This is a genomic window from Nocardia fodinahabitans (assembly GCF_052983615.1).
The window spans coordinates 6,018,590-6,030,267 of the sequence record NZ_JBRJJC010000001.1 but is presented as its reverse complement, the minus strand read 5'-3'; the positions used below and the strand labels follow the sequence as shown (position 1 = coordinate 6,030,267).

Here is an 11,678-nt window from a genome sequence, read left to right as displayed (position 1 = left end):
GAGAGAGGGGACAGAGTGGGAACTGCTGCGGAACCCGGAATGGCCGACCAGTGGGCCGAGGGAATTCATCCTGATCTGCTGGCGGCGAAGCTCCGTGTCTACGACCCGAGCGGGCTCAGCTGCTCGCCTCCCGGACCGGAGGCGGAAAGCCAGGAATACGGCGCCTACGAATTCACCGTCGACCACCGCGCGGTCAGATTCCGCGTAGCGAAGACGACGTCGAAGAAGGTCGGCCAGTTCGTCACCCTGTGGAAGCGATCCGAGCAGGGACCGATCGAGCCCTGTGCCGCCGAAGACCCCATCGACCTTGTCGTCATCAGCGTCCGCGACGACCACCAGTACGGACAATTCGTCTTTCCCCGCGAGGTCCTCCGAACACGCGACGTCCTTTCCCACCATGGTTCAGGCGGCAAACGGGCGATCCGCGTCTACCCGCCGTGGTCGACCCCGACCAGCACACAGGCCGGCAACACCCAACGATGGCAGCTCGAGCACTTCCTGCCGATAGGCGACGCCAGTCCGATCGACACTGCTCGCGCGCGAGCGCTCTACCACGCATAGGACGCCGAGGGTTCGGGCGTTGTCCGCGACCCGCCCGGTTACGATGGACAGGTTGTGACCTGGAACACCGATGAGAACTCGACCGCACTGCGGGTGCTCGCTGTCGATGACGAGAAGCCGGCGCTCGACGAATTGGTGTATCTGCTGAGTACGCAGGTCGGGGTCGGGGAGATTCATCGGGCGGGTGAGGCGACGGGGGCGCTGCGGTTGCTGCGGGCGCATCCGATCGATGCGGTGTTCCTGGATATCGATATGCCGGGGCTGACGGGGATGGAGCTGGCGGGGATTCTGTCGGAGTTCGCCGAGCCGCCCGCGGTGGTGTTCGTGACGGCGCACGACGATCACGCGGTGGCGGCGTTCGATCTGGGGGCGGTGGATTATCTGCTCAAGCCGCTGCGGGGGGCGCGGCTGGCCGAGGCGGTGCGGCGGATCGTGGCGGCCCGGGTGTCGGTGCCCGCGGCGCCGCCGCCGGAGCCCGCGCATCCGAGTGAGGTGATTCCGGTCGAGCTGGGTGGGGTGACCACGCTGGTGCATCGGGCGGATGTGGCGTGGGTCGAGGCCGATGGGGACTACGCGCGGCTGCACACCGGTACGGGCTCGCATCTGGTGCGGATTCCGCTCTCGGCGCTCGAATCACGATGGGAGGACGCCGGATTCCTGCGCGTGCACCGGTCGTATCTGGTGGCCTTGCGGCTGGTCACCGGGATGCGCAGCACCGGAACCGGGACCGTGGTCTGCCTGCGTGCCGAGGGCGCGGCCGGGGCGGTGGAGCTGCCGGTGAGCAGGCGGCAGGTGCGCGAACTCAAGCAGCGGCTGGTGCACGGTCCGCGGCAGAACTGGTCGCAGCGGTGACGGGTCCGCAGCGGCCGCCGCGGGAACGGGTGGTGCTGGCGCAGCGGCGGGGTGCGCGCCAGATCCGTACCCGCACCGAGGTGGTGGAGCAGACCGATCTCGGGACGGCGCTGATCGGCGGTCTGATCCGGGCACAACTCGGATTGGCCTTGCGTCTGAGCCTGGTCGTGGTCGCGGTCTTCGGCGCACTGCCGGTGCTGTTCGGGATCGACACGGTCGCCGCGGCGACCGTCTTCGGCATCCGGCTGCCCTGGATCGTGCTCGGCGCGCTCGCGTTTCCCGCGCTGTACGCGGTGGGCCGCCTGTATGTGCGGCTGGCACAGCGCAACGAGGACGACTTCCTCGAGCTGGCCGAGGACTGACGCGTGGACGCCTTCGTGGGGCGCGATGTCCCGGCGCTGATCGGCCCCGCCACCACCGCCATGGCGCGTCGCGCGCCTGCGCCGCAGGCCCGGCGACGCACACCACTCGCGACCCGAGCCACGGTGACCACGCGGCGGCTCCGATGATGCCGGACAGTTCGGCGCTCACGATCGCGGCTCTGCTGATGGCCGCGTTCGCCACCATCGGGATCGGGTTCTACGGAGTTCGCCTCTCACGCACCACCTCCGACTTCCTGGTCGCGTCCCGGACAGTCGGCTCGCGCTGGAACGCCGCCGCGATCTCCGGCGAATACCTCTCCGCTGCCTCGTTTCTGGGTGTCGCCGGGTTGATCGCGAAGTACGGTGCCGACGCGCTCTGGTACCCGGTGGGCTTCACGGCCGGCTATCTGGGCCTGTTGATGTTCGTGGCGGCACCACTGCGCCGGTCCGGGGCCTACACCGTCCCCGACTTCGCCGAGTTCCGGCTGGGGTCGATCCGGTTGCGGCGCATGGCCGCCGGGCTGGTCGTCGTGGTCTGCGCGGTATACCTGATCCCGCAGTTCCAGGGCGCGGGGCTGACCCTGCACATCCTGCTCGGGGTCCCCCCGTGGGTGGGGGCCGTCGCGGTCGGGGCGATCGTGCTGGCGAATGTGATCGGCGGCGGCATGCGGTCGGTGACCTTGGTGCAGGCATTCCAGTACTGGCTGAAGCTGACGGCGGTGGCGCTGCCGGCACTGGTCCTCGGCCTGCATTTCCTGGCCGACGAACGGCCGGTCGACGCGCAGGCGCCGCCGGTGGTCGACCAGCGCACCACGGTCGACATCTCGACCGATGTCGTGGTGCACCTGGATGTGTCGCAGCTGGTGAGCGTCACCGGCACCCTCGACGGGCGGGTCGAGGACGGGCCGGTCCTGCTCACCCCCGGTGACCACACCCTGACCGAGGGCTCCGAACTGATCCTGGAACCGGGCTCGGCGGTGCCGGTGGTCGCCGGCGCGCCCGCCGACGGCGCGAGCTGGGTGGCCCCGGGTGGCGGGTTCGGCGGAGAGCATCCGCAGTACCAGGTGTTCTCGCTGATCGTGGCCACGTTCTTGGGCACCATGGGGCTGCCGCATGTGCTGGTCCGCTTCTACACCAACCGGGACGGTCCGTCCGCGCGCCGGACAGCGCTGACGGTGATCGGCCTGGTCGGGGTCTTCTACCTGTTCCCGATCCTGCTCGGCGTGTTCGCCCGGCTGTACGTGCCGCAGCTGCTGATCACCGGCGCCTCCGACGCCGCGGTGGTCCTGCTGCCCGGCGCGGTGCTCGGTGGACTCGGCGGCCAACTGCTGGCAGCCCTCGCGGCGGCGGGCGCCATCGCGGCGTTCCTGTCGACGTCGTCGGGGCTGCTGGTCAGTCTCGCGGGCGTGCTCAGTACCGATGTGCTGCGCGGACGGATCCGGGATTTCCGGGCCGCCGCGCTGGTCGCCGGGCTCGTCCCGCTGACGCTGGCCTTGACCGTCGCCTCGCTCGACCTGTCCCGCACGGTCGCGCTCGCCTTCTCGGTGGCCGCCTCGACCCTGTGTCCGCTGCTGGTGCTCGGCATCTGGTGGCGTGGACTGACCGCGGCGGGCGCGGCGAGCGGCCTGCTCACCGGCGGCATCACCGCCGGGGGCGCGACGGTGTTCGCCGTCCTCGGCGGCGTCTCGCCCGAGCTGGCCGGTGGCTGGCCGTCGGCGATCGTGGACTATCCGGGCGCGGTCAGCGTGCCACTGGCGTTCGCGGTGACGATCCTGGTCAGCCTGGCGACCAAGGGCCAGGACCCGCGCGCGGTCGCGGGGATCTTCCTGCGCCTGCACGCGCCGGAACGACTCGGTATGAGCGCTGATCGCGAGCCGGAAACCGCCGCTGACCGGTGATCTCGCGCTGACCGTTCGTCGCGCCATAGCGACCGTTCACCGCACCGGCGGCCACCTTCACCGAGTGACCCACGCCACATCATCCCGCGCTCATACTCGGCACCTTACGGTCATCCCACGCACGACCCCCTCACGCTAGGACCACATCGCATGACCGAGTCAAGGCCCGAAGGAGGCAGCCTGCGTAACCACGTAGGGCCTCTCGGGCGTGCACACAAGGACGCAGCATGACCGACACCGACACCGCACAAGCGCCCGACCGGCGCACGCCGGGTGCCGACGAATGGCTCGCCGTGCAGGCGAGCCCGCAGTTCCAGGATCTGCGTAATCATCTGCGCCGCTTCGTCTTCCCGATGACCGCACTGTTCCTGCTGTGGTACCTGAGCTATGTGTTGCTCGGCGCGTACGCGCACGACTTCATGGCGGCGAAGGTCTTCGGCAACATCAACGTGGGTCTGCTGCTCGGCCTCGGGCAGTTCGTCTCCACATTCCTGATCACCGGGCTCTACGTCCGTTTCGCCAATCGTGAGCTGGACCCGCGCGCCGCGGCCATTCGCGAATCTCTCGAGGAGGGCCGCGCGTGAACATTCTCGCCGCGGACACGACGGTGGGTAACCCCGTCGCCAATATCGCCATCTTCGCGCTGTTCGTCGCGGTCACCATGGTCGTGGTGATCCGGGCCAGCCGCAACAACGCCAGTGCCGCCGACTATTTCACCGGCGGTCGTGGCTTCTCCGGTCCGCAGAACGGCATCGCCATCGCCGGTGACTACCTGTCGGCGGCCAGCTTCCTCGGCATCGCGGGCGCGATCGCCGTCTACGGCTACGACGGGTTCCTGTACTCGATCGGCTTCCTGGTCGCCTGGCTGGTCGCGTTGCTACTGGTGGCCGAGATGCTGCGCAACACCGGCAAATTCACCATGGCCGACGTGCTCAGCTTCCGGTTGAAGGAAGGCCCGGTGCGCACCGCGGCCGCGCTGACCACCTTGACCGTGTCGCTGTTCTATCTGCTGGCGCAGATGGCGGGCGCCGGCGGTCTGGTCGCGCTGCTGCTCGACATCTCCAGTCGCGCGGGCCAATCGGTCGTGATCGCGATCGTGGGCGTGCTGATGATCGTCTACGTGCTGGTCGGCGGCATGAAGGGCACCACCTGGGTGCAGATCATCAAGGCGGTGCTGCTGATCGCGGGCGCCGCGCTGATGACGGTGATGGTGCTGGCGAAGTTCGGCTTCAACTTCTCCGACATCCTCGGTGCCGCGCAGGAATCGGTGAGCGAGTCGACGAACAAGGCGGTCGCCGCCCGCGATGTGCTCGCGCCCGGCGCGCAGTACGGCGGCAGCGACACCTCGAAGCTGAACTTCCTGTCGCTGGGTCTGGCGCTGGTGCTGGGCACCGCGGGTCTGCCACACGTGCTGATGCGCTTCTACACGGTCCCGACCGCGAAAGAAGCCCGACGCTCGGTGGTCTGGGCGATCAGCCTGATCGGCGCGTTCTACCTGTTCACCCTGGTGCTCGGGTACGGCGCGGCGGCCATCGTCGGCCCGGACAAGATCCTCGCCGCGGCCGGTGGCCAGAACTCGGCGGCCCCGCTGCTGGCGTTCGAACTCGGCGGCGTGATCCTGCTCGGTGTGATCTCGGCGGTCGCGTTCGCGACGATCCTGGCGGTCGTGGCCGGTCTGACCATCACCGCCTCGGCCTCGTTCGCCCACGACATCTACGCCAGCGTGATCAAGAAGGGCAACGTCGACGAGCGCAAGCAGGTGCGGGTCTCGCGGATCACCGCCGTGGTGATCGGGGTGCTCGCGATCGGGCTCGGCATCCTGGCCAACGGCCAGAACATCGCGTTCCTGGTGGCGCTGGCGTTCGCGGTGGCGGCGGCGGCGAACCTGCCGACGATCCTGTACTCGCTGTTCTGGAAGCGCTTCAACACCACCGGCGCGCTGTGGTCGATGTACGGCGGCCTGATCTCGACCATCGTGCTCATCGTGTTCTCCCCGGCGGTGTCGGGGACCAAGACCTCGATGATCACCGGGACCGATTTCCACTGGTTCCCGCTGTCCAACCCCGGCATCGTGTCCATCCCGCTGGCCTTCGCGCTCGGCGTGGTCGGCACCTTCGCCGGTGGCCGTGGCGAGCAGGTCGACACCGCCAAGGCCGCGGAGATGGAAGTGCGGGCCCTGACCGGCGTCGGTGCGGAGAAGGCGATCTCGCACTGACGTTGCCCTGCCCGTGCCGGTGGTTCCCCCACCACCGGCACGGGTCTCACCCCTGTTCGTTCGAAGGAGATTTCTTGTGACCGGTGCAGTCACCGACCCCACCAGGCCCGACCACGCGCCCAGCTACCCGCCCGCCGCGGAGTTCGTCGCGCGGGCGAATGCCGATGCCTCGCTGGCCGAGCGGGCCACCACCGACCGTGACGGTTTCTGGGCCGAGCAGGCGAACCGGCTGCACTGGCACAAGCCCTTCACCCAGGTGCTCGACTGGAGCGATGCCCCCGTCGCGCGCTGGTTCGCCGACGGCGAGCTCAATGTCGCCTACAACTGCGTCGACCGCCACGTCATCGACGGCCACGGCGACCAGGTCGCCATCCACTGGGAAGGCGAGCCCGGCGACTCCCGCGACATCACCTACCGCGAACTGCTGGAAGACGTCTCGCGCGCGGCCAACGCGTTCACCGCGCTCGGGCTGGTGGCGGGCGATCGCGTCGCGATCTACATGCCGATGATCCCCGAGGCGATCGTGTCGATGCTGGCCTGCGCGCGTTTGGGGCTCACGCATTCGGTGGTGTTCGCCGGCTTCTCGCCGACCGCACTGCGACAGCGAGTCGACGACGCGCAGGCGCGCCTGATCGTGACGACCGACGGGCAGTGGCGGCGCGGCAAGCCCGCCCCGCTGAAGTCGGCGGTGGACGAGGCGCTCGGCGACGAGCCGACCTCGGTCGAGCATGTGCTGGTAGTGCGGCGCACCGGTCTCGACGTGCCGTGGACCGAGGTCCGCGATCTCTGGTGGGACGAAACCGTCTCGCTCGCTTCGCCTTCGCACGAGGCACGGTCCTTCCCCGCCGAACACCCCCTGTTCATCCTCTACACCTCCGGCACCACCGGAAAACCCAAAGGCATCCTGCACACCACCGGCGGCTACCTCACCCAAACCGCCTACACCCACCACAACGTCTTCGACCACAAACCCGACGACGACGTCTACTGGTGCACCGCCGACATCGGCTGGGTCACCGGCCACAGCTACATCGTCTACGGACCACTGGCCAACCGCGCCACCCAGGTCGTCTACGAAGGCACCCCCAACTCCCCCAACGAACACCGCCACTTCGAAATCATCGAAAAATACGGCGTCACCATCTACTACACCGCACCCACACTCATCCGCACCTTCATGAAATGGGGACGCGACATCCCCGACGCCCACAACCTCACCACCCTGCGCCTGCTCGGCTCCGTCGGCGAACCCATCAACCCCGAAGCCTGGCGCTGGTACCGGGAAGTCATCGGCGCCAACACAACCCCCATCGTCGACACCTGGTGGCAGACCGAAACCGGCGCCATCATGATCTCCCCACTGCCCGGCGTCACCGCCACCAAGCCCGGCGCAGCGACGGCGCCGCTGCCGGGGATCTCGGCGAAGGTGGTCGACGACGACGGCACCCCGCTCGGCAACGACGCGTCGGGTCTGCTCGTGCTGGATGAGCCGTGGCCGTCGATGCTGCGCGGGATCTGGAACGACATGGACCGCTTCCGCGAAACCTATTGGCAGCGTTTCGCTGCCGAGGGTTGGTACTTCGCCGGTGACGGGGCCAAGCTCGACGCCGACGGCGACCTGTGGATCCTGGGCCGGGTCGACGACGTGATGAACGTGTCCGGACACCGCATCTCCACCGCCGAGGTCGAGTCCGCGCTCGTCGGGCATCCGGCGGTGGCCGAGGCCGCCGTCGTCGGGGCCAGCGACACCACCACCGGGCAGGGCATCGTCGCGTTCGTCATCCTCACCGGCTCGGACGCGCCGGACGACGCGCTGGTCACCGAGCTCAAGGCGGCCGTCTCGCTGGAGATCAGCCCGATCGCCCGGCCGCGCGAGATCTATCTGGTCCCCGAGCTGCCCAAGACCCGCAGCGGCAAGATCATGCGCAGGCTGCTGCGCGATGTGGCCGAGGGCCGCGAACTCGGCGACACCTCGACGCTGGTCGACCCGACCGTGTTCGAGGCGATCGCGAAGGGATGACCCGGCGATCTGACGCTCGCGCATGTCGGATGGGCACGGCATCCGACACAGCGGGCATGCTGTGAGGGTGGAGATCCCTATGTTCCCGCTGGGCGCGGTCTTGCTGCCCGGCGAGCCGTTGTCGTTGCAGATCTTCGAGCCGCGTTATGTCGCGCTGGTCGAGGACTGCCTCGATGGCCGGCGGGAGCCGGAGTTCGGTGTGGTCCTCATCGCGCGTGGGCACGAGGTCGGTGGCGGTGAGGTCCGCACCGACCTCGGGGTCCTCGCCCGCATCACCGATGTCGTCGAGCTGTCGGGCTCACGGTTCCGGTTGCGCTGTGCGGGCACCGAGCGGATCCGGGTCGACGAGTGGCTCACCGACGCGCCGTACCCGCGGGCCGAGGTGAGCGGGTGGCCCGACGGCGTGGGCGCCGACGACAACGATCTCCTGGCCGACCTGCGCAAACGCGCCGATCGGCTGCATACGCTCACCGCGCAACTCGCGCGGCGCTCCGGGATCCGGCGGCCACCGCCGTCGGCATCGCTGGAGGACCTGTCCGACGACCCGACCGTGCGCTCCTATGAGCTGGCCGCGCGCCTGCCGATCGGACCGACCGACCGGCAGGCGGCGCTGTCGGCGCCCGACCCGTACACCCGGCTGGAGAATCTCATCGTCGCGGTCGACGACGCGATCGCGATGATGGAGTTCCGCCTGCAGTGACGGCGCTCAGCCGACGGTGATCGCGACCTTCGCCCTGGCGTGCTCGGTTTCCAGGTAGTGGATCGCGGCGGGGACCTCGTCGAGGGGGTACGTCCGGTCGATGATCGGCCGGACCCGGCCGGATTCGACCAGGTCACGGAGTTCGTCGAGCGCCGCGCTGCTCTGGTTCGCCATGGGCACCCGGATCGTGGGGCGCACGAACAGGCGACTCAGCTGGGCACGGGCCATCAGCCCGATCGGGCCGAAAAGGCTACCGCCGGTGTAGTTTCCGCCGCCGGACAGGACCAGGCTGCCGGTCGGCTCGACCAGGCTCAGCAGTTCGCGCAGGCTCCGGCTGCCTGCCAGGTCGAGGACGGTGTCGTAGCGGCCGGTCACCGTGTCACGGGTGTAGTCGACAACCCGCGCGGCGCCGAGGCCGCGGATCAGCTCGACATTGCGGGTGCTGCACACCCCGGTGACCTCGGCGCCCGCGGCGAGCGCGAGCTGCACGGCGAAGGTACCGACCCCACCGGACGCGCCGATGATCAGCACCCGGTCCCCCGCCGTGACGTGCCGCAGGCAGGTCAGCGCGGTATTGGCCGCCAGCGGCACCGCCGCCGCCTCGGCGAAGCTCAGCCCCGCGGGTTTCGCGGCGACCACCGACCGATCGACCGCCAGGTACTCGGCGAACGCGCCGCTGGTCGACTCGCCGTACACCTGCGCACCCGGCCGCAGATCCGTCACCCCGGCCCCGACCGCCTCGACGGTCCCGGCGAAGTCCCCGCCGGGAATCGGTTGCGCGGGTCCACGCCGCCCGAACACCGACCGGTCCATCCACCGCGCGATCCGCGGATCCCCCCGCATGATGTGCCAGTCCCGCGCGTTGACCGACGCCCCGCGCACCCGGACCAGCACCTGCCCGTCCCCCGCCACGGGCCGCTCGACCTGGGCCACCTCCAGCATCGCCGAAGATCCGTATACCCGCTGCACGATCGCCTTCATGAGCGTGACTGTAAGCCCGCGCCCGTCCCGGCCACATCGGGGAAGTCCCGGAGAAATCGGCCCGAATCCGGCCCGTGGTCGAACCAAGGACCCGCCGATCCCGTTGATCCGTTGAGGAGCCGCCGGACCGCCCGGCCTCCGGCTCACATCGACAGTTCCGATCGGAGTTCCACGATGACCCGTCATGAGATCCAGCTCGACCGCAGGACCGTTGTCGTCGGTGCGGGGGTGCTCGCCGCGGCCGCGACGTTGACCGCCTGCGCGGGGCAGGACGAGAGTGCGCCCGCGGGGGCACAGGCCCCCGCGGGCGGGCCGACGGGGGCGTTGGCGAAGACCGCCGATGTGCCGGTGGGAGGTGGGGTGATCGTGGGCGACACGGTGATCACGCAGCCGGCGGCGGGGACGTTCGTCGGGTTGTCCTCGACGTGTACGCACGCGGGGTGCCGGGTCGGCTCGGTCGCCGGCGGCTCGATCAACTGCCCCTGTCACGGGAGCCGGTTCGGGCTCGACGGCAGCGTCACCGCTGGTCCTGCCACGGCGCCGCTGCCGTCGAAACCGGTACGGGTGGAGGGTGATTCGATCGTGCCCGCCTAGCGGGACCGGTCAGCCCGCCGCGTTCATCATCTCGTCCATGCGGCGCTGCATCTCCTCGGGCGTGACGTCTTCGATGTGGGTCGCCACCGTCCAGCGGTGGCCCCACGGATCTTCGAAGGCGCCGGTGCGGTCGCCGTAGAACTGGTCGGTCATCGGGTTGATCTCGGTCGCGCCCGCGGCGACGGCGGCGGCGAACGCGGCGTCGGCATCGGCGAGGTAGACCATCAGGTTGACCGGCGAACCGCCGACCGCCTTCGGGTCGAGGAAACCCATCTCCGGCGCCGGGTCGCCGACCATCAGCACCGAGTCGCCGACCAGGAGTTCACAGTGCGCCACGGTGCCGTCCGGACCGGGCATCCGCATGCGCTCGGTCGCGCCGAAGACCGCGGTGTAGAAGTTGATCGCGGCCGCGGCGCCCGCGCACGAGATTCCGGGACAGATACGCGGATAACCAGCGGGAAAGGGGGAAACATCAGACATCGGATACCTCCGTGTCGCGGTTGATGCTCGGACCGTTCGAGCCTATTCCCCGCACCCGGCCGGCGAAAGACCGACGGGCGAGCGGTCTTCCGACCGGCCCGAAAGACTGGTAGAACTTGTTTCAGTTTTATTGTCTGATCCGGAGGGCCGGAACATGCGGTACGGGCTCGTGTTGTTCACCAGTGACCGGGGCATCACGCCCGCCGATGCCGCTGCGGCGGCGGAGAACGCCGGATTCGACGCGTTCTACGTCCCCGAGCACACCCACATCCCGGTGGTGCGGGCCGCCGCGCATCCGCAGACCGGCGACTCCTCGCTGCCCGACGACCGCTACCTGCGCACGCTCGATCCGTGGGTCGCGCTGGCGACGGCGGCCGCGGTGACCGAGCGGATCACCCTGTCGACGGCGGTTGCGCTGCCCGCCGAGCACCATCCGATCACCCTCGCCAAGACCATCGCCTCGCTCGACCACCTCTCCGGCGGACGGGTGGAGCTCGGCGTCGGATTCGGCTGGAACACCGACGAACTCGCCCACCACGGCGTTCCGCCGAAGAAGCGGCGCACCGTACTGCGCGAGCACCTCGACGCGATGCGCACGATCTGGTCGCAGGAGGAAGCCGCATTCGACGGCGAGTTCGTGCGTTTCGGGCCGAGCTGGTCGTGGCCGAAGCCGACCAGCCCGACGATCCCGGTCCTGCTCGGCGCGGGCGGCACCGAGAAATCCTTCGGCTGGCTGGCCCAGCACGCCGACGGCTGGATCACCACCCCGACCGAGGGCGACCTCGGCGAGAAGATCGCGCTGCTGCACCGGGTCTGGCGGGAGTCCGGCCGCGAGGGCACGCCGCGGGTGATCGCGCTCGCCGGTCGCCACGATGCCGCCCAGCTCGCGCAGTGGGAAGAACTCGGCGTCACCGAGGTGGTCTTCGGCATGCCGGACCGCTCGGCCGACGAGGTGCGCGGCTACATCGCCCATCTCGGGAGCAAGATCGCGCCGCCGGTGCCCGCCGCGGGCTGA

General features: G+C 69.6%; 12 protein-coding genes. 10 read left to right on the top strand and 2 right to left on the bottom strand.

Features of this window, described 5'->3' with window-relative positions:
• Positions 1 to 39 precede the first annotated feature (39 nt).
• The 8 genes from NV348_RS28335 (at position 40) to NV348_RS28300 (ending at position 8,608) form a co-directional block, all read left to right on the top strand.
• On the top strand, positions 40 to 561 hold the full coding sequence (locus tag NV348_RS28335) for a MepB family protein (RefSeq protein WP_447149584.1): 522 nt from the start codon (positions 40 to 42) through the stop codon (positions 559 to 561).
• 54 nt (positions 562 to 615) lie between these two features.
• Positions 616 to 1,413, top strand: a complete 798-nt coding sequence (locus NV348_RS28330) for a LytR/AlgR family response regulator transcription factor (protein WP_447149583.1) — start codon at positions 616 to 618, stop codon at positions 1,411 to 1,413.
• Positions 1,410 to 1,775 (top strand): hypothetical protein, encoded by a 366-nt coding sequence (locus NV348_RS28325; RefSeq protein ID WP_447149582.1) that lies wholly within the window; start codon positions 1,410 to 1,412, stop codon positions 1,773 to 1,775. The genes NV348_RS28330 and NV348_RS28325 overlap by 4 nt, the downstream gene beginning before the upstream one ends.
• A gap of 143 nt (positions 1,776 to 1,918) precedes the next feature.
• Positions 1,919 to 3,673: a sodium/solute symporter gene (locus tag NV348_RS28320; protein WP_447149581.1), complete on the top strand. Its 1,755-nt coding sequence runs from the start codon at positions 1,919 to 1,921 to the stop codon at positions 3,671 to 3,673.
• A gap of 227 nt (positions 3,674 to 3,900) precedes the next feature.
• Positions 3,901 to 4,257, top strand: a complete 357-nt coding sequence (locus NV348_RS28315; protein ID WP_447149580.1) for a DUF485 domain-containing protein — start codon at positions 3,901 to 3,903, stop codon at positions 4,255 to 4,257.
• Positions 4,254 to 5,888, top strand: a complete 1,635-nt coding sequence (locus tag NV348_RS28310; RefSeq protein ID WP_447149579.1) for a monocarboxylic acid transporter — start codon at positions 4,254 to 4,256, stop codon at positions 5,886 to 5,888. Before NV348_RS28315 ends, NV348_RS28310 begins: the two co-directional genes overlap by 4 nt.
• Before the next feature lie 76 nt (positions 5,889 to 5,964).
• The gene (gene acs, locus NV348_RS28305) at positions 5,965 to 7,908 is read left to right on the top strand and encodes an acetate--CoA ligase (protein WP_447149578.1); all 1,944 of its coding nucleotides are present in this window, start codon (positions 5,965 to 5,967) and stop codon (positions 7,906 to 7,908) included.
• A gap of 67 nt (positions 7,909 to 7,975) precedes the next feature.
• On the top strand, positions 7,976 to 8,608 hold the full coding sequence (locus NV348_RS28300) for an LON peptidase substrate-binding domain-containing protein (protein WP_447149577.1): 633 nt from the start codon (positions 7,976 to 7,978) through the stop codon (positions 8,606 to 8,608).
• Positions 8,609 to 8,614: 6 nt separating this feature from the next.
• Here NV348_RS28300 and NV348_RS28295 read toward each other — a convergent pair whose 3' ends face one another.
• Positions 8,615 to 9,589, bottom strand: a complete 975-nt coding sequence (locus NV348_RS28295; RefSeq protein ID WP_447149576.1) for an NAD(P)-dependent alcohol dehydrogenase — start codon at positions 9,587 to 9,589, stop codon at positions 8,615 to 8,617.
• A gap of 174 nt (positions 9,590 to 9,763) precedes the next feature.
• Between NV348_RS28295 and NV348_RS28290 the strand changes: the two genes are divergently transcribed.
• Positions 9,764 to 10,183, top strand: coding sequence for a Rieske (2Fe-2S) protein (locus tag NV348_RS28290; protein ID WP_447149575.1), 420 nt, complete (start codon positions 9,764 to 9,766; stop codon positions 10,181 to 10,183).
• A gap of 9 nt (positions 10,184 to 10,192) precedes the next feature.
• On the opposite strand, the gene NV348_RS28285 is transcribed toward NV348_RS28290, so the two are convergent.
• Entirely contained in the window at positions 10,193 to 10,663 is a 471-nt protein-coding gene (locus tag NV348_RS28285) for a VOC family protein (RefSeq protein ID WP_447149574.1), read from the bottom strand.
• Between the two features lie 154 nt (positions 10,664 to 10,817).
• Between NV348_RS28285 and NV348_RS28280 the strand changes: the two genes are divergently transcribed.
• Entirely contained in the window at positions 10,818 to 11,678 is an 861-nt protein-coding gene (locus NV348_RS28280) for a TIGR03619 family F420-dependent LLM class oxidoreductase (RefSeq protein WP_447149573.1), read from the top strand.